The organism is Verrucomicrobium sp. BvORR106, from assembly GCF_000739655.1.
Classification (GTDB): Bacteria; Verrucomicrobiota; Verrucomicrobiia; order Verrucomicrobiales; family Verrucomicrobiaceae; genus Verrucomicrobium.
Genome location: NZ_BATR01000130.1, coordinates 113,526 through 130,858 on the forward strand (window position 1 = coordinate 113,526; position 17,333 = coordinate 130,858).

The 17,333-nt window shown below is 59.6% G+C and carries 16 protein-coding genes; 10 read left to right on the plus strand and 6 right to left on the minus strand.

What is annotated here, in order from left to right:
- The first annotated feature begins 7 nt into the window (after nt 1-7).
- Nucleotides 8-493, plus strand: a complete 486-nt coding sequence (locus BV106_RS24595; RefSeq protein ID WP_038169119.1) for a hypothetical protein — start codon at nt 8-10, stop codon at nt 491-493.
- Here the strand turns inward: BV106_RS24595 and BV106_RS24600 are convergent.
- Nucleotides 484-1,416 (minus strand): sugar phosphate isomerase/epimerase family protein, encoded by a 933-nt coding sequence (locus BV106_RS24600; protein WP_051946285.1) that lies wholly within the window; start codon nt 1,414-1,416, stop codon nt 484-486. The genes BV106_RS24595 and BV106_RS24600 overlap by 10 nt on opposite strands.
- Nucleotides 1,417-1,579: 163 nt before the next feature.
- On the opposite strand from BV106_RS24600, the gene BV106_RS24605 reads away from it, so the two are divergent.
- Nucleotides 1,580-2,023, plus strand: coding sequence for a hypothetical protein (locus BV106_RS24605; protein ID WP_038169120.1), 444 nt, complete (start codon nt 1,580-1,582; stop codon nt 2,021-2,023).
- A gap of 107 nt (nt 2,024-2,130) precedes the next feature.
- Here BV106_RS24605 and BV106_RS24610 read toward each other — a convergent pair whose 3' ends face one another.
- Nucleotides 2,131-3,519, minus strand: a complete 1,389-nt coding sequence (locus BV106_RS24610) for a hypothetical protein (RefSeq protein WP_038169121.1) — start codon at nt 3,517-3,519, stop codon at nt 2,131-2,133.
- 145 nt (nt 3,520-3,664) lie between these two features.
- Between BV106_RS24610 and BV106_RS24615 the strand changes: the two genes are divergently transcribed.
- Genes BV106_RS24615 through BV106_RS24630 form a run of 4 tightly spaced genes read left to right on the plus strand, consistent with a single transcriptional unit; the run spans nt 3,665 to nt 8,950 of the window.
- Complete coding sequence (locus BV106_RS24615; RefSeq protein ID WP_038169122.1) at nt 3,665-5,083, plus strand: NAD(P)/FAD-dependent oxidoreductase; 1,419 nt, start codon at nt 3,665-3,667, stop codon at nt 5,081-5,083.
- Between the two features lie 57 nt (nt 5,084-5,140).
- A complete protein-coding gene (locus BV106_RS24620) occupies nt 5,141-5,803 on the plus strand; it encodes a carboxypeptidase regulatory-like domain-containing protein (protein WP_063767994.1) in 663 nt (220 codons plus the stop codon).
- A 52-nt stretch (nt 5,804-5,855) separates the two neighbouring features.
- Nucleotides 5,856-7,724, plus strand: coding sequence for an adenylate/guanylate cyclase domain-containing protein (locus tag BV106_RS36195; protein WP_265596041.1), 1,869 nt, complete (start codon nt 5,856-5,858; stop codon nt 7,722-7,724).
- Complete coding sequence (locus tag BV106_RS24630) at nt 7,721-8,950, plus strand: hypothetical protein (protein ID WP_051946288.1); 1,230 nt, start codon at nt 7,721-7,723, stop codon at nt 8,948-8,950. Before BV106_RS36195 ends, BV106_RS24630 begins: the two co-directional genes overlap by 4 nt.
- Before the next feature lie 23 nt (nt 8,951-8,973).
- On the opposite strand, the gene BV106_RS24635 is transcribed toward BV106_RS24630, so the two are convergent.
- Nucleotides 8,974-10,416, minus strand: a complete 1,443-nt coding sequence (locus BV106_RS24635; RefSeq protein ID WP_038169123.1) for an FAD-dependent oxidoreductase — start codon at nt 10,414-10,416, stop codon at nt 8,974-8,976.
- Nucleotides 10,417-10,625: 209 nt separating this feature from the next.
- On the opposite strand from BV106_RS24635, the gene BV106_RS24640 reads away from it, so the two are divergent.
- Both BV106_RS24640 and BV106_RS36200 read left to right on the plus strand, forming a co-directional pair.
- Entirely contained in the window at nt 10,626-11,267 is a 642-nt protein-coding gene (locus tag BV106_RS24640) for a hypothetical protein (protein ID WP_038169124.1), read from the plus strand.
- Nucleotides 11,268-11,282: 15 nt separating this feature from the next.
- On the plus strand, nt 11,283-11,669 hold the full coding sequence (locus BV106_RS36200; protein WP_265596042.1) for a DUF3592 domain-containing protein: 387 nt from the start codon (nt 11,283-11,285) through the stop codon (nt 11,667-11,669).
- Nucleotides 11,670-11,690: 21 nt separating this feature from the next.
- On the opposite strand, the gene BV106_RS24650 is transcribed toward BV106_RS36200, so the two are convergent.
- The 3 genes from BV106_RS24650 to BV106_RS24665 all read right to left on the minus strand — a co-directional run bounded on the left by BV106_RS24650 (nt 11,691) and on the right by BV106_RS24665 (nt 14,650).
- Complete coding sequence (locus BV106_RS24650) at nt 11,691-12,263, minus strand: hypothetical protein (protein WP_038169125.1); 573 nt, start codon at nt 12,261-12,263, stop codon at nt 11,691-11,693.
- A 195-nt stretch (nt 12,264-12,458) separates the two neighbouring features.
- A complete protein-coding gene (locus BV106_RS36205) occupies nt 12,459-13,316 on the minus strand; it encodes a hypothetical protein (RefSeq protein WP_051946290.1) in 858 nt (285 codons plus the stop codon).
- Between the two features lie 593 nt (nt 13,317-13,909).
- Complete coding sequence (locus BV106_RS24665) at nt 13,910-14,650, minus strand: hypothetical protein (RefSeq protein ID WP_038169127.1); 741 nt, start codon at nt 14,648-14,650, stop codon at nt 13,910-13,912.
- A gap of 782 nt (nt 14,651-15,432) precedes the next feature.
- Here BV106_RS24665 and BV106_RS24670 point away from each other — a divergent pair.
- Together BV106_RS24670 and BV106_RS24675 are read left to right on the plus strand one after the other, a co-directional pair.
- Nucleotides 15,433-16,443, plus strand: coding sequence for a dihydroxyacetone kinase subunit DhaK (locus tag BV106_RS24670; RefSeq protein WP_038169128.1), 1,011 nt, complete (start codon nt 15,433-15,435; stop codon nt 16,441-16,443).
- A gap of 290 nt (nt 16,444-16,733) precedes the next feature.
- On the plus strand, nt 16,734-17,333 hold a 600-nt coding region (locus tag BV106_RS24675), incomplete at its 3' end, for a thiamine pyrophosphate-dependent enzyme (protein WP_265596043.1).

The window sequence follows — 17,333 nt, forward strand, 5'->3', positions numbered from 1 at the left end:
CTCCGCCATGCGGTCACGTCTCTACTGCCTCTTTCTCATAGTGTCCTCCCTCTTCGTGCTGATGACGATGATCTTACCCGTCCTCAGCATGGCGGCCAAACATGGCGTCAACGACGAAGAATGGACGAATATCCAGAGGCGCGGCCTGCCGAGCAATGCCCCGTTCTTGACCTGGACATCCTGGGAACCGGCTAACAGTGCCATCGCCACCATCCCGGCGGAGAACTCCGACGGCCCTCCAGCGCCTCTCATCGAGTATCGTATTGGCACCGGGCAAACCTGGCTGTTTGACTTCAACTTCTACCAAGGCCGCTATAAGAAATCCAACGGGCAGTGGGAAGTGGTACCGGCACATGGCCCTTTGTGGGGCGTGCAGATCCACTGGCACTGGACCTGGATCGCCTTGGGCCTGACCGTCCTCACGATCCCCATTTTTGTCCTGCTCAAGCCCGCCATTGAACCTTCGATGGGTGAGCTGCAGCTTCACACCTGACCGAAGGCCTTCTGCAGCAAGGCCAAGCTCTTGGGGATGGCCGTCAGAGGATCTTCCTTCCCCTCAAACTCCAGGGAGACATAACCGGCAAATCCGGCCTTTCTCATGATGTTGGCGATCCGGTCGTAGTCCAGGTCCAGCGTGTACCAGGTGCCTCCGCCATAGTACGTCTTGGCCTGGAGCAGCACGGTGTCAGGAGCCAGCATCGCCAGCCGGTCATACGGATCCTCCAGGAAACAACCCGTATCGAGCGTCACTTTGAGCCAGGGGGAATTGACCGCATCCACCACTCGCTTCACTCCTTGCGGAGTTCGACCCAGGCCCCAGTGGTTCTCCAGCCCCATGATCACGCCTCGCTTCCCAGCTTCGGCAGCAAGACCGGCATACGCTTCGATCACCCACTCAAAGGCGTTCTCTTCCGTGTAGCCAGGCAGTGGGTCATCAGCTCCGCGCTTGGCCATCAGCTCATCAAAATCTTTCGTCGTCCCCCAGGTGCCGGAGTTCACCCGCATGGTGGGAATCCCCAGCTGATACGCCTGCTCCAGGCAGTCCACCGTCTGGTCGTAGTTCTTCTTTCGCTTCTCCTTGTCTGGCGAGAGAAAGCCCTGGTGGGTGGAATAGCCCATGAGGTCGAGGCCAAGAACAAACGCATGCCGCTTGATCTTGAACAGCTCTGTGGGCTCGTAGGAAGTCAACTGTCTCTGAAGCACTTCAAATCCGTCAAACCCCATCCGCGCCGCATGCTCCAGACAAACATCCATCGGGCGCAGCGCCTCCCGATTGAAGCCCCAGAAGGAATAGGAAGAAACGCCGATCCGGTTGGGGCGCAGATTGGGTGAGACTTCCGCCGCCGAGGAAAGGCTTCCCACTGTGGCGAGTGAACCAAGCGCAGCACTCGAAGCAACAAATTGACGGCGATTCATTCCCTCGAGAGTAAACACATCTTGTCGGGTGGAATCAATCCTTGAACGAAATTGACCGTTTTTGTCAGCATGGAAGCATTGACGTGCCATCGCGGCCATCCTACCTCTTATCGTCTTCAGAGGGTTTCGCTTCGGACGCCCTCCCCCCTCTCTCCATCTCCCCATGCCCAGCGCCTTTAGCGGAATTGGATCGATCTACTACGGCCAGCGTTATTTTCGACCTGACGGCTCATACGTCACGACGGAATGGCTGATCTTTTTCTACTTTCCTGTCTTCCCCATACGGAGCCTCAGGGTTCTCAGAAATCCACAGGCCGACCGCCATTCACTGATCGACAACGGCATAGGTTACCGTGTCCTGGCCCAAAAGCGCCTCTGCTGGTCTCAGGTTATTTCAACCTATGGATTTGTCATTGGAAGCCAGATTTGGATGGTATTCGTCATCGGAGTGTTAGCAGCGTCTTCAGAAGTCTGGAAAGAGTATGAACTTGCAGCGGTGTTTGCTGCAGCCCTTGTGGTAGCTATTCCCTTTCTCCTGGTACTTTGGTTTCGCATTAAGAACAAGAACGCTGCCATGGCCGACCCGCAATTCGACTCACAGAGTTAGGGGTTTCGGATATACTTCAGATGCCCCTCCACACACAGCGCTTGGAGTCGCTACAAGACAGCCCAATTCATTCCATTGCGGGATCCCATTGACAGGCCAGCTCAACTTTACTTGAGGACATCCCGCACGTACAACTCAGACACGGGCTGGCTCATGTAGTCTTCACCCAGCAACTTCTTCAGCTTGGCCGCCGCCGTTTTCCGGTCGTCGCCCGTGTCCTTCTCATGGCGGGCCCAGAACTCGTCCCACCAACCTTCGGGCTGCACCTTCGCTCCGGCATATTCCGTCACGCGACCCGTCTCCCCGCCTGTGACCAAACTTCCTACATAGCTGCTCTGGGCATACACCCGCTCAATTTGAGCCTTGATCGCGGCCACATCGGCTTCCGAGACCACCCCGTTGGAGGTGGCTTTGTAGAACTGCACGGTGACTCGCACCGGATAGTCAGGATCCCGGCGAATCGGAAGGTTGTCGATCTCTGTGAAAGGACCTTCCATTTCCCCGTGGCCGATGACGGCATTCTCCACGTCACTGGTGCGTGTCCGCGCTGCACTTGCCGGAGCCGCGGGCATCGCCCCTTCGGACGCCCCGAGTGAGAAGCGACGAGGCCGTTCCTTTTGTTTAAGGGGCACCTGGATGAGAAGCACCATGTTCAGCCCGGTTTCCGCTCCCAGTTTAGGAGCCTGGCCTTCGGGACCAGCCTCCTTGCCGACTTTGGAATCGGACTCCCGTTCACCGGTGAGACTTGCCCGCTGACCATTCGCATTGAAGAACAGGCGTTGGCCCCAGGCGCTGCCGCTGGCAAAGGCATCGCGTTTGTTGTCGATCACCGTCACACTCGTGCCTTCCCTGGTGCACAAAATGGTCAACACCGCGGGATCTCCGCTGATGGACTGGTAGTTGAACAACACCGGGTTGAAGGTTGCCTTGCCTTCTTTGGGGATCGGGAGGAAGCACGCCTGGGCGCTCACCAGCACCTTCGAATCGCGCGCCGCAAGCAGGGACAGGGCTTGACCGTCGTTTTTCCACGAACTTGGCTGACTGAGGAAGTCCAGAGGGCTGGAAAGGAAATCCTTCAGAGAGACGCGTTGCAGACCACGCCCGCGTTCATTGCCCACCAGCAGAGTGAAGGCGGCTGGATCAATGTCGCACGACTTGTCGTCAAAGTTGGGAAAGCGAATGACGGGCATGCAGGTGGCCTTGAATCCACCTTTGGTCTCGCGTCCCACCTGGATGGTCATGTCACTGATGTTGGGGCCCACCGATGAGCCCTTAAAGCGTCCCGTGTCCTCCCAAGTAAGGTCCAGCACTTGCAAGCCACGAGCGCGGGCCAGTTCTTGAGCCTCTGCATCGCGCGACATGGTGGCGGTGCGCTCAATGGCCTTCTCATAGGGATCGCCAAACAAAGACAGGGCAGGTGCCGGAGGTGTCATGGTCAGGAGTGCGGCAAGGCCCAGCGTCAGACTGGTGCCCTTCTTGGTGGAAAGCATTTTCATGGTCAAGGGGGGGGAAACTCTCTCAAGAGGCATGACGGCCTCCCTCAGGATTTCTTGTCAGATTCCCCTTCCCTGTGACGCACGCGCTACCGCGCCACATTGACACTGGCGCTTCCCCCGCATCCTCCTATGCTGAGCCCTACGCATGCCTCAGTACGACGCCATCATCATTGGTTCCGGCCCAAACGGTCTGGCCGCCGCCATTCGCCTGGCTCAGCAGGGATGGAAACCCCTGGTCTTGGAAGGTGCAGACACCGTGGGCGGCGGCATGCGCACCAAGGAGCTGACCAAGCCCTTCCATCTGCACGACGTCTGCTCTGCCATTCACCCCATGGGGGTGGCCTCCCCTTACCTCCGATCCCTCGATCTGGAATCTCACGGACTACGCTGGATTCACCCTGACCTCCCGCTGGCCCACCCGCTAGACGGTGGACGCGCCGTGCTACTGCACCGTTCCCTGGAAGAAACCGCCGCCGGACTTGGACGGGATGGCGGGCGATATCGCTTCTTTTTCAAAACACTGGCCGAGCATGCCCCGGCACTTTTCGGGGATCTTCTCGCACCCGCCAGACTGCCCCGGCACCCGCTGCTGATGACGCGGTTCGGCATGGGTGCAGGTTTACCTGCCAGCGTCTTCGCCCGTTATTTCTCCACACCTGAGGCCCGCGCCTTGTTCGCAGGAAATGCTGGTCACTCGGTCATGCCCTTCCACCTGCCGCTGACCTCGGCCATTGGTCTCGTCTTGCAAACGGCCGCCCACGCAGGTGGTTGGCCCATTCCTGAAGGTGGCTCACAAAGCATCGCGAATGCCATGGTCAGCCTGCTGACTTCGCTCGGCGGTGAAGTGCGCTGCAACACTCCAGTGAAATCCCTGGGCGACCTGCCAGACGCCCGAGCCTACCTCTTCGACATCAGTCCGCGGCATCTGGCCAGAATCTGCGGCCGTGAGCTGCCCCAGGCCTATCGCTACAAGCTGGAACGCTTCCGCCACGGGCCGGGCGTCTTCAAGGTGGACTACGCTCTGAACCACCCCATTCCGTGGGCCAACCCCGACTGCAGCCGGGCTGGCACGGTGCATCTGGGCGGCACCCTTGAGGAAATAACTATCAGCGAGCGGGATGCCTGGCAGGGGCGGCATTCGGACAATCCCTTTGTCCTGGTTTCCCAGCCCTCCATGTTGGATCCGACCCGCGCGCCTGCCGGCAGACACGTGGCCTGGGCCTACTGCCACGTCCCGCATGGTTCCACGGAGGATCGTCTGGAGACCATCACCCGTCAGATCGAGCGCTTTGCCCCCGGGTTCCGCGATTGCATCGTCGCCACCTCCACGCTCAACACCAGCCAGATGGAGAGCTACAACCCCAACTACATCGGAGGCGATGTGGTGGGCGGCATCACGGACTGGCGACAACTCTTCACCCGGCCCGCAGGTTTGTTCCAGCCCTACGCCACCCCCAACCCAAAAGTCTATCTCTGCTCGGCTTCGACCCCTCCCGGCGGTGGTGTGCACGGCATGTGCGGTTATTGGGCGGCGGAATGTGTTTTGAAGCGCGGTCGCAAGTAATGGCCGGAGCTGGTGCGACCGCTTGCGTGGGGAGGTTTCGCCAGTAGGATGCCGGACATGAGATCCCTGCACTGGCCATCCTGGTTGCTTGGCAGCCTCGTCCTTGCCCTGGCAGCATCTTCCGTCTGCCACGGACAGGCCATCGTCGAGGGACAAGTGAGCACCATCCCCCAGCCGCCACCCGCTCCGATGGGGCGCTACCAGTTGAAGGCTGGCCAACTTGCGGCTCCCGCCAAGCCCGTTGCGGTCATCTACCTGGAAGGTGCCCCTTCAGCACGGGCTGGAAACACGGTCAGCATCATGGGACAGCGCGGCTATCAATTCGAGCACCATGTGTTGCCCATTCAGACCGGTACCCGCGTTGAGTTCCCCAACCATGACGAGGATTATCACAACGTCTTCTCCCTCTCCAAGACGAAGCGGTTTGACCTTGGGCGCTACCGCATGGGGGAGAATCCCCCAGCCCTGACCTTCGACAAACCTGGGGTCGTCCGCCTGTACTGCGAGATTCACCAGCACATGCGTGGGGTCATACTGGTCCTGGACACGCCCTACTTCACGACCACCACTGCGGACGGCAAGTTTCGCCTCAAAGGTCTTCCCGCTGGTTCTTACAATCTGAAGGCCTGGCTGGACGAGAAGACGATCCTCTCCGCCCCCGTCACCTTGAAAGCTGGACAAACCGTCCGGCTCAACTTCGATAGCAGCAATCGCAAGTAGGCCGCGCCGCCCCCCGTCTAAACCTCGGCGAGTTCCAACCAACCCATGCCCCGTGCCTGCCCTTTCCTACCGCACCAAGCTTGTTCTGGCGATGTCCCTCGTGGTGGCCGCGGTGACGGGGTCCACCATCTTTGTGACAGAGCGGCAGGTGCAGACCGGCTATCAGCGGTTGTTTGAGGAACAGTTCCACCACCAGACGCAGGCCTTCGCTGAGCACCGGGCCCGTCAGCTTCAGGAGCTATCTACGCTCTGCAAGACCACGGCAGAAAAGGTGCGAGTAGTCTCCGCCATGGAGGAAGCCCTCGCTTCCAATGATCCGGACCTTCTCTACGACAACCTCGATGTCGAAGGCCTGTCCCTGATCAACCGACAGGCCGAGGTCGCTGCCGCGGAGCAGTCCATCAGCACCTCCCAGGCACCTGCGGATGAAACGGATGGCGCCACGGCCATGGTGGTGGATGCCAGCGGTCATCCGCTCGTTCCTACCAAGCCGCGCAGCTACTTCCCCACCTTTCTGGATGTGCAGCAGGGCAAGCCCGTGGCTCTCTTCAAGAAGCGCCTCACCACCGCCGACCTCCAGCGCCAGGAAATCGGCTATCTGGCCGTGAAACAAGCTCGCCCCAAGTCAGGCTCCCCTGCGGACTTTCACCTGCGCGAGTTCATCGTCACCCCGTTGATCATCGAGCCCACCAACGAGCTCCTCGGAGCCATCGTGGTGAGTTATCCCGTCTCTGATCTTACTTCTCAAACGCTTCCGGAAGGCATGCAGGAACTGATGAGCGGCATCTGGCTGGACGGTCAGATCTACGGCCCGGCCATGCCATCATCCCTGCACCCCTCCATCAACAGCCGGGTCTCCAGCATGATGCGCCACCTCCCTCAGTCCACGGGGCCCCACAGCGATCTCAATCCGCTGTACGACGGGAAGAAGCCGCACCGGCTGTTCATCAAAGAGATCCCTCACAACCCGCTCTTCCCGGCTGCCGCCCAGGTGGGGCTCTACTCTCTGCACGAGGCGATGAAGGAACAGCGGGGCTTGCGCCTCGTCATCCTTGGTTTCGGCCTCTTTGCTCTCGTCGTCGGCATCGGCTTCGTGATGCTCATCTCGCATGGTTTCAGCAAGCCCATCGAGCAACTCGTGCAGGGCACGAACCGCGTGCGGCAGGGTGACTTCGAAACACCGGTGGAGGTGAAGACACGGGACGAACTGGGAACGCTCGCCGCATCGTTCAACGAGATGACCAAGGACCTCGCTCTCAAGGAACGCTACCGCGCGGTGCTGTCGCAGGTCACCGACCGTGAAGTCGCCTCACAGATGATCAGCGGTCAGATCCGTCTGGGTGGGGAAATCCGGTCCTGCAGTGTCGTCTTCTGCGACATCCGGGGCTTCACCTCACTGACGGAAAACATGCCCCCGGCGGAGGTGATCGCCCTGCTCAACGAGCACATGACGGCCCTCAACCGAGTGGTGCACAAACACCACGGCGTGGTGGACAAGTTTGTGGGAGATCTGATCATGGCCATCTTCGGTGCCCCCATGAGCTACGGGCACGACGCCCTCAATGCCGCCCGTTGTGCCCTGGAGATGCTACAAGTGCGGACGGCATTGAATGAGACGTCCACCCACCGCATCGAAATGGGCATCGGCCTCGCCACGGGCGAGATGCTCGCCGGCTGCATGGGATCGGCCGACCGGTTGAACTACACCGTCCTTGGGGAACGGGTAAACTTGGCCTCCCGCCTCTGCTCCAGCGCTGGCCGGATGGAGTTGCTCATTGATCGCAACACCTACGATGCCCTCCCCCCAGATACCATCGTCGAGCCCACCGCTCCCCTTGAGTTGAAAGGGTTCAGCGATCCCATTCCCGCCTACCGGCTGCTGGCCCTACCCGCACCTCAACCCATTCCGGCCCCCGTATGACCCCAGTGCTCCTTCTTTCGCGAACCCAGCAAGTCAGGCTGGCCTGCACCTTGGGCACGGCCATCCTGTTGCTAGGCGGCACCACCCAGGCCATCACGCTGCTTCCGCCAGATTCTCCAGTCGACGCCACCCTGACGGGCTCGATCGACCTGGAAACCTACTCCATCGATCAACCAGCCCCCGGCCTGCTTTTCACCGATGACGACACTTACCTAGAACCTCGTCTCTCCCTCCTGTTGGATCTGCAGTGGGGTCCACACTGGAGCGCCTTCGTCCAGGCCCGGCTTGATCGCGGTTTTGATCCCGGCGCGAGATCAGACGGCGACATTCGACTGGATGAATACGCGATTCGGTGGAGTCCTTGGGGTGACTCGATGTTGAACGTTCAAGTGGGCAAATTTGCCTCCGTCTTTGGCAACTGGATCCCTCGCCATCTCAGCACCCAAAATCCCTTCGTCACCGCGCCAGCGCCCTACGAGAATGTGTTCGGCATCACCGATGCCGCCGTCCCTCTCAGTCGGGAGGCCTTTCTAGGTCGCAAAACGCAGGCTGACAAGAAGCGGGACTGGCTGACTCAGATCTGGGGCCCCTCCTATGCCCACGGAGCTTCTTTGTCGGGCAGGTTGGACCAGTTTGAGTATGCCTTTGAGATCAAGAGCAATGCCCTCTCATCCCGCCCCAGTGCCTGGGAAGCAAGGGAACTCGTGTGGTACCACCCCACCATCACGGGACGCCTGGGATGGAAGCCCGATCCCGCTTTTGCGCTGGGCATCTCGGGGAGCACGGGTGCCTATCTGCTGGAGACTGCCGACGCCACCCTTCCCACTGGAAGCGACCGGGATGACTTCAAGCAGGATACCGTTGGGATTGACCTGCGGTACTCAATCCGCCATTTCGAACTCTGGAGCGAGTTCATTTTCACCCGTTTCGAAGTGCCTGGCGTTGGCTATGCCGACCTGGCTTCGTTCTATGTGGAGGGGCGTTACAAGATCACCCCCAGCCTCTATGCCGCCCTGCGCTGGAATCAGCAGTGGTTTGACGATATCTCAGACGGACACGGCGGCTCCCCCAGCTGGGACCGGGATCTCTACCGGGTGGATGTGGCGCTGGGATACCGTTTTGCCCGGAATCTGCAAGGCAAGGTGCAGTACAGTTATGGACACGAACCCGGTCTGAACGCCAATGGCAGCCACCTGCTGGCCACACAGATCACCTGGACGTTCTGACCGGGAACCGGGAGCAGGAAGAATCAAGCCCGCAGACCAAGCTGGCGGAGTTTTTCCTCGCTCTCCTTCCAGTTCACCTCGTGCGGCAGTCGCTGGGACTTCGCCGCCAGCGCCCCGGTGACACCAGCCGCCTCGCCCATGGCCACGGCGTTCCCAGTCACCCGGTAGCTGGCATGGGAGATGAAGTCGCCGCTGATACACCGACCGGCCATCATGAGCCCATCCACATCTCTGGCGATCAAGGCGCGCAGAGGAATGTCATACGGCTTCACCTTGATGCCCGTGGCATGAATGGCCGCCGTCTTGTTGTGATCCGCGCTCGTCGCATGAATGTCCACTCCGAACGTAACCCGGGCGACGCCGTCCTCGTGGCGGACACCCTGGATGAGGTCATCCTTTTGCACCGTAAATCTGCCTGAGATGCGTCGTCCATCACGCACACCGATCTGCTCTGCCGTGGCCACGAGTTGCAGCCCTTCCCACGGGCCACCCAGACCGCGCAGGCCGTTCACCATCTTCGTCATTTCCGCCCGTGCCCGCACCGTGGCAGTGGTGATGCCCGCAGCGTCAAAGGGCTTCACACCATACTCGTGATTCATCATCGCAAACAGCAAGTTCCCTCTCACATGCCAGAGAGTCGGTTTGCTGTAGGACGGGAAGTGTCCGAATTTTTCAATCTCCGCCCGGATGCGGTTCTTCTTCTCGTCGTTGGTGTTCTCGCCGGGCAAAGCCTTGCCAAAGCGCACGAACTCCCGCAAGGCCTCCACATCTTTCACCACCAGCAGGGCATTGAGCGACATGGGCTGACAGGGGCAATCCTTCGCCTCGCCAAGCTCAAAGCCACATCCCGCCAGGGCCCCGAGATCGCCATCTCCGGTGGTGTCGATGAAGACCGGCGCACGCCAGGCCTCGCGCCCGGACTTCGAGTCCGTGACAATGGTGGTCAGGCGGCGTCCTTCCTTGAAGGCTGCAGCGACTCGGGTGTGATACTGGAACTGCACACCGGCTTCCACGCACAGATCTTCCAGCAGCAACTTTAGGGCTTCGGGGTCATAGCAGAAAGCCTTCTCGCCACTTCCAGTCTTGGCTCCACGCTCATCCAGTTTCACCTTAAGCTCCTTGGCGAGACCAGGCTTGTCGAAGTCGAGCAGATAGCCCAGCAGCCCTGCGGTCCACACCCCACCCAAACAACCACGCCATTCAAAAAGTCGAACCTTGGCACCTGCCCGCGCCGCAGCGATCGCGGCCGCCACACCGGCCGGCCCAGCCCCGCACACGATCACGTCCGCGTCATTCACCAACGGCACCGCTTCACCGGGAATGGAAAATTTGCCAGCCTCTGAGGCCTCACCTTTTTTTGGAGTCGGTGTCGCATCAGCTGCGGACAACGTCGGCACCACGGCACCACCCAGCGCCGCATGGAGAAAGTGCCGCCGGGAAAAAGGATTAGCAGGTTCAGGATTCATGCAGTCCCCAAGACGTTCTGAAACGACTCAACATTTCAACGATGGCACACCGTCAGGTCGGACCAGGACCACGGTCCAGACAAATCGCCGCCATCCCCGGCGCCTTGTTTCCCCCTAGAACACATTGACCAGAAACACCAATCCATGGAAAATCCCCACGGCGGCACGCGACTCACGTCCGCACCATTGCCAGAAACCCACCTCAGAATATGAACTGGAAACTGAGCTGCACCGTATTGGGAGGCCTCGTCCTCACCGTGGCCCATGCAAGCGACCTCAGCGATGCTTTACGAAAGCTCTCTGACAACGGCCCCACCTACTATCAGCCGCCACCCACCTACAACGACAGTCCCGGCTACTATCCGTACGCGCCACCTCCTCCGAACATCCCGCCGCCGCAGCGCGCCCAACATGCCTACGATGTTGGCTACCGGGTCGGTCAGGATGACTTCCTCCAGGGGCACTCCAAGCACTTCGTCCGTCATGTGGATCTGTTTGACGATGCCACCCGCGACGCATTCTCCCACGGCTATGACACCGGTTACGACGTTGCACGTGAGGCAGCCGCCCGTCGGGATCAGGAGTACTATCGCGCTCGGGTATCTCCTCAACCGCCCGTGCCCAGTGAGCACTACAAATCCGGCTACTACCCGTACACCCCGCCCCCCAAGGAAGCTCCCAATGTGGACCGGCAGCGTCACGCTTATGACATAGGATACCGCGTGGGTCAGGATGACGCCCAGAAGGGGCTCTCAAAACACTTTACCCGTCACGACAAACTCTTCGACAAGGACACGCACGATAGCTTCTCCGCGGGGTACGACAAAGGCTTTGACCGGGCTCGCAAGTAGGCTCTCCAAACATTGGTGCCCCCACTATCCATCATTGCCACCTGGGCAGGTCTGTTTTTTCTCCTTTGGGGAGTGATCCAGGCCTGCCAGCTGATTTCCTATTACCGCCGCTCCGTGACCACCATCGGCACGGTCAAGGCCTACCGTCGCCACACCGTGACGCGTGGCCGCCGATTTCCGGTGGTGCAGTTCAAACCGGATCCAGGGCCCCGCGTCGAGTTTGAATCGAAGTTCGGCCGCAACTGGGAGAAGTACCCCGTGGGATCACAGGTGCCGGTGCGCTACCTCCCCGGTACCCCGGAGTCGGCAAAGATCGATTCCGCGTTCGAGATCTGGTGGGATATCCCCTGGTTCATCGCTCTCGGTCTGGGGCTGATCGCCTTTGGGAGTCAAGCGACGTGAGGTCCGCCCCCAAGCCATCTGTCAGCCATTCTCCTCAGGCGGCTGGGATCCCAGGATCGCCTGCCACTTCGCGCCGAGGGTCGTAATGACCGTCATGGGCGGATGCTGCGCCGCGAAATAGAGACGGGCGGACTCAAGCTGGGGAGGCTCGCCGTAAAGCCTCACCTTGCTAGCGGACGGATAGACGTCGAGCACACACACCTGAATTCCCGCCTCGGAAAGCGTTCGTTCCAGCTCCAGAAGAGGGTCCAGTTTCTTTCGGGGCGCAGATCCCGGACGCCCCTCGAGACCAGAAGGGTCGGCGGACAAAATGGACTCGTGCAAGCCTCGAAAATCGGCGAGATCAATGCCGGTGTCTCCCATGAGATAGAGAGTGCCAAACGCCGTCTCGTAAGACGCCTGCCGCCAAAGCAATGCCAGATCACGTCGGTCTGCCCCAAGGGCAAGAAGACGTTGCAGCGCAGCTCCGGTGTCGGCAAACGGAGCATCGGGATGTTGCTCCGAGTGTCTGATGCAGCCATCAATCCAGCGTTCCTCCATTGCCGCATTGATGTCGGACCAGAGTTGCTGCAGAAGTTGCTCACGCGGGGTCATTCTAATCGAAATGTTGGTGCCGTGGGACGATCCATCCGTGATGGCAAATCAGGTGACTAATCAAGGTGGAGTTTGGGATCAGATGCAACACAGCGCCACCATTCATCAGCGCCGAATTCATTGTTCTTGGACTCAGGAACCCGAAGGACATGCAGATCGCAGCCTTGTATCCATTCGCATGCCCGCGAGTTTTCGCTAGCCTCTTTTACACATGCCAGCACTCAACAGATCGATTCCGGGTTCGAGATCTGGTGGGACCTCCCTTGGTACCTCCTTCTCGGTGGAGCGCTGGTCGCTCTTTCGTGGAAGGGCGTATGAAGTCTTTTCCCAGGCCAGGTCCGCACGAACCCCTTTGACGAACCGGTCCATGCCGCGCCAGATACCGCGATAAAAGGCTCTGTCCGTGGCCCCCATACCAATCAGTGCACTCCGGTGATTCATCCACAGCACGGTTCCTGCGGCCAGTCCTCGTAAACGGAAACAGACCTCCCAGATTCTGCCATAACTCCGATCATGCCGCGCGCCTTCACTGGCGAGTCGAGCACGATGAAACGCAATGTGCCCCGCCTCGTCCCGGTTGATCAAATCGCACATGCCCCGGATGGCCACGTCATCGCAATGGCGACGCAACAGGCGGTAATACTGGTGGCTGACGATCTCTGTCAGCAACAACGCGTACAACTCGAACTGGACGCCCAGCCATTTCCTCAGGCCGCAAAAGAGTGAGAAGCTCCAATGGGATTTAATCTCCGGTGCTCCGAACCGCCGCAGAGCCCAGCCAAGGAGCCGGGAATGCTCTTCCTCTTCCTTGAACCACAGGTCCACCAGTTCCTTGATGTTCCCCTGCCCCTCCAACACCTCCGAGCGATCGTAGGCGATCAGATAGGCAGGTCCGCCGCCGTCTCCCAATTGGAACTGCTGTAGCGATCGGATCAAGTGCGCGAACCGACGCGGTGACAGCTTCTTGTCCACTGTGACAGGAGCAAACCAGTCAGGCTCCGTCCGATGGGATTGATTGTTCCGGAAGTGATTGATCCAGTGGCTGAAGTTCATCGTTCGGCTCCTCTCAACAAAGTGGGGTTGCTGTCTTGCGGAACAGCCTCCCACCCCTGTGTGCAGGAAGTTTGAAGGAACGATGAAATGGCGGTGAATTTCCGCTTAGGGCTGATTCGACACAACCGCTGACGACTTCCAGAATCCGAGGGCCAGCCAAATTGAAACAATAGCCGCGGCCAGGCTCAGCATCCAAAAAGGGATTGGCGGAAATTCGATTCCTGACTTCAACACGACGCTGCCTCGACACACACTGTGTACCATGATCATGGCGGCCAGGTGATAGCCGCCGGAGAGCCCCCAAAACCAACGCCCTCGCGAGATCCGACCATCTGGCCAAGTGGCCTGAATGTATCCCAGGCACATCCAAAGGCCAGGGAGTCCCACTGCCGCTGTCAGCCCGATGAAGCGGAGCATGCTGAGGAGATCCGTCTGCCCTTTGTCAGTGGCAAGAAAGCCTTGAACGCCGAAGAACACGACCCAGGCAGTCAGACCAAGGCTGGCCAGCAACGTGACCACAGAGGTGCAGAAAGTCCACACCCCCAGAGGGAGTGTATATCTCAAGGGAGTCGGCCCGTGGGTATTCATCTGGCTCAGCATAGAGCTCTACCATGCGCTGCCTCACCGTTTTTCCAATGAGTATTGGGCGGTTCCTGGGGATGGTACACCGACAAGTCCCCGGTGGCCAGCACCGCCGCCAGCTGACGAAACGTCTCCGTGGAACTGGCAGTCTCCCCGTTCGAGAGAACGGGATGGTGCCACTCATCCAGCTTGAGGACCAGTTTCAACTCGGCGGGAAGATTCACCACCAGCTCTTCCGGGGTACAGAGCACCCGTTCGCGCTGAGTCGCCGCCAGATAGCGGCACAGTTCATAGACCTGTATGCGGTCAGGATCCGCCAGCGGTATCTCCGCCTCCTCATACTCGTTCCGCGAAGGCAGATTGGTGTAATTGCCGCGAACCACCACCTCCCCGGCACCGGCCGCGACCTGCTCACCCTCCTGCCAACTCCCGCTTTCGATCGGAAAGACAAAACGGGACTCGTCATGAGGATGGCTCGCCCGATGCTGTTCCCAGGCATGGTCATTGAAAAAATCTTCCTGCCCCGGGCGATTGATCAGTCGGCTGCCAGAGGAGAATACCTGAATCTCCGGCTCGCCCGAGCGGGGTGAGAACCCAAAAACCTCGATCGTCATGGCCCAGTCGTTCTCAGACCGGAACAGGAACAGGCGACTGGCCGCCTGTTGTATCTGGCGGTTGCCCAGACTGGGAAAGCTGAACTTCCTGCAACAGCCATCCCACACTCCCAAGATCGAATCAGCGGTCCAACTCATGCCCCTTTCTAGTGAGGATGTGGTGAATAGGGCAAGGACAAAAATTGCCCTTGTCCGATCCTTCCCCTCAGCACGCCCAGCTGGCACTTCAAATTAGATAACCATATTTGCGGACGGTCTCCAATCGTGTTGCAAACCCGTCACATGAATGGCATGGAACAAACAGCTCAATTTCCGAGTGGATGTTGGGTTAGTTGCAGCACACAACGGCCCGCCATTCTTCCAATTGGAGGAATGGTGGGTTTTCCAGTTTACGGAACTGCTCTTTCCAGATAATTGCGGAGTCGCAATAATATAAGAACTTTCGCAATTTGTACTTGCATTATTGAAACTTCTTAACTAACGTGAAGCATCGTTAGGAAATAAGGCGCAAGCCGAACTCCGAGCGAAGCTGTTGGATGCAGCGCAGGGGCTCTTGGCATTCCGCGGTCAGGGGCCCCTGTTCTGTCTAATCCCGCCCTCGGAAGCAATTTTCCCCGAAGAGGCGAGGGATTGAAAAAAATTTGCGCTCATACCACCAGTGCATCCGCGACGAGCGAAGTGCAGATGTTGTTGTGTGAAATGTTGAGTTGATCGAGAGAGTACCCAGCCCGCCCGCGCATGACTCCTGCGCGAGCGGGCTTTTTTTCGCCGTTCCAGAAGAGCCACCTGACAGGATCCGTGGGCACAGGCTCAACGACTATGCGGCTCGCGCTCGCTTCCTAGTTGACCAGTGGGCTGCCCTCCGCAAAACTCGCCTTCCGTTTTCTCCAGCAACCGCTCCCTTTCCCCTTCCTCCTCTCATGAACCCGAATCCTGCCAAAAAAATCATCAACGATCCCCTGAAGTGTGCCGACGACCTTTTTGAAGGACTCGTGCTCGCCTATGACGGCAAGGCCCGCAAGGTGGGAACCCGCTCGATCGTGATGAATGATCTGCGTCCCGATGCGCCCGCCCTTCTCATCGGCGGCGGCGCGGGGCATGAGCCGATCTACCACGGCCTTGTGGGCAAGGGCATGGCAGACGGCGCCGCCATTGGTGACATCTTCGCCGCCCCGCCGCCGGACATCGTGCTGGAAGCCACCCAGGCTGTAAATCGTGGCAAAGGGGTGCTTTACCTCTACGGCAACTACGCGGGCGATGTCATGAACTTCGACATCGGCGCGGAGCTGGCCGCAGAAGAAGGGATTGAGGTCAGAACCGTCATCATCAACGACGACGTCGCCTCGGCCCCCATCGATCAGAAGAACAACCGCCGCGGCGTGGCTGGCCTCGTCCCAATTGTCAAACTGGCCAGCGCAGCCGCAGCCACGGTGGACACTCTGGACGAACTCGCTCGCCTGGCCCAAAAGGCCAATGACCACACCCGCTCGGTCGGTGTCTCCACGAAACCGGGCTCCATTCCGGCCACCGGGCTGCCGACGTTTGAGCTTGCCGACGATGTGATCGGACTCGGCATGGGCATCCACGGGGAAAAAGGCGTCGCCCTGATCCCCATGTGCACCGCCAAGGAACTCGCCCCCAAGATGCTGGACATCATCTTCGGTGATGACCTGCCCCTTAACCCCGGTGACGAGATCGTCTTCTTTGTGAACAGCCTTGGCTCCACCCACATGATGGAGCTGCTCATCCTCCTGAAGGAGGCTCGCCCGCTACTGGAAGCACGCGGATTGAAGATCCATCAGACCATCGTGGACAGCATCGTCACCTGCCAGGAAATGGCTGGCGTCTCGTTCAGCATCACCAAGCTGGACGCTGAGCTGAAAAAGCTCTGGGACATGCCTTGCGAGTCCGTCGGCTACACCAAACTCTAAATTGACAGCGTTTTCAGGTGCCCGCCTTGTCCCAGTTCTGGGCGGGGCGGGTTCGTCGTTGTCACGGGCGGGCGGGAACTTTAGGGGCTGATGAGCAAACCTCATCCCCTGCTTCGGCCTCTGCCCGCGCAGTGAGATTTCACCGTTGAGATTGAACTCATTCGGACTTTTCACATTCTGAGTCAGGATGACGCGTGCAAAAGCCAAAACTTGATAGATCTTGAACAATTGAGGACTTCCCATCCGCGCCCTCATGTGTCATTGTTTCAGCACTCCAAACCATTCGACCTGTGACTACATCACTCAGTGTTGAACTCGCTCCTTCCGCAGAGGCATGGAAAGCCTCGTTTCTAGCGGCCCTCCAACACATGACAGCCGCCCGGGTGTTGGAAGAAAAACTTGCCAGTCTCTACCGTGCCGGCGGCCGCATCGTAGGCGGCGTTTACTTGGGGAAAGGCCAGGAAGCCTTCAGCGTGGCTCTGGGTCTCCAGCTTTCCAAAGGCCGCGACATCTTCGCCGGGCTGATTCGTGATCAGGCCGGGAAACTGGCCTTCGGCGAGCCGATGCTCGACGCGACCCGCACTTACCTTGGCTCCGCCCTTGGTCCCATGCGGGGACGGGATGGCAACATTCACCGCGGTCGCCCCAAGGAGGGCCTGCCCGCCATGATTTCCCACCTTGGCTCCATGGTCAGCGTGGTCGCTGGCATGCTCATGTCCCGCCGCTTGCAAGGGCGGTTGGGAGATGCCGTCGGAGCCAGCGCCATCGGCGACGGGGGCACCTCCACCGGGGCCTTCCACGAGGGCCTGAACCTGGCCGCCGTGGAAAAGCTCCCCTTGATCGTGGCCGTGGCGAACAACCAGTACGCCTACTCCACCCCCAACAACCGG

What these genes read in the sequence shown, in the direction of transcription:
- BV106_RS24595 (WP_038169119.1), top strand. Translation starts at nt 8, where the DNA reads ATGCGGTCACGTCTCTACTGCCTCTTTCTCATAGTGTCCTCCCTCTTC.
- BV106_RS24600 (WP_051946285.1), bottom strand. Translation starts at nt 1,416, where the DNA reads ATGAATCGCCGTCAATTTGTTGCTTCGAGTGCTGCGCTTGGTTCACTC.
- BV106_RS24605 (WP_038169120.1), top strand. Translation starts at nt 1,580, where the DNA reads ATGCCCAGCGCCTTTAGCGGAATTGGATCGATCTACTACGGCCAGCGT.
- BV106_RS24610 (WP_038169121.1), bottom strand. Translation starts at nt 3,519, where the DNA reads ATGAAAATGCTTTCCACCAAGAAGGGCACCAGTCTGACGCTGGGCCTT.
- BV106_RS24615 (WP_038169122.1), top strand. Translation starts at nt 3,665, where the DNA reads ATGCCTCAGTACGACGCCATCATCATTGGTTCCGGCCCAAACGGTCTG.
- BV106_RS24620 (WP_063767994.1), top strand. Translation starts at nt 5,141, where the DNA reads ATGAGATCCCTGCACTGGCCATCCTGGTTGCTTGGCAGCCTCGTCCTT.
- BV106_RS24630 (WP_051946288.1), top strand. Translation starts at nt 7,721, where the DNA reads ATGACCCCAGTGCTCCTTCTTTCGCGAACCCAGCAAGTCAGGCTGGCC.
- BV106_RS24635 (WP_038169123.1), bottom strand. Translation starts at nt 10,416, where the DNA reads ATGAATCCTGAACCTGCTAATCCTTTTTCCCGGCGGCACTTTCTCCAT.
- BV106_RS24640 (WP_038169124.1), top strand. Translation starts at nt 10,626, where the DNA reads ATGAACTGGAAACTGAGCTGCACCGTATTGGGAGGCCTCGTCCTCACC.
- BV106_RS24650 (WP_038169125.1), bottom strand. Translation starts at nt 12,263, where the DNA reads ATGACCCCGCGTGAGCAACTTCTGCAGCAACTCTGGTCCGACATCAAT.
- BV106_RS36205 (WP_051946290.1), bottom strand. Translation starts at nt 13,316, where the DNA reads ATGAACTTCAGCCACTGGATCAATCACTTCCGGAACAATCAATCCCAT.
- BV106_RS24665 (WP_038169127.1), bottom strand. Translation starts at nt 14,650, where the DNA reads ATGAGTTGGACCGCTGATTCGATCTTGGGAGTGTGGGATGGCTGTTGC.
- BV106_RS24670 (WP_038169128.1), top strand. Translation starts at nt 15,433, where the DNA reads ATGAACCCGAATCCTGCCAAAAAAATCATCAACGATCCCCTGAAGTGT.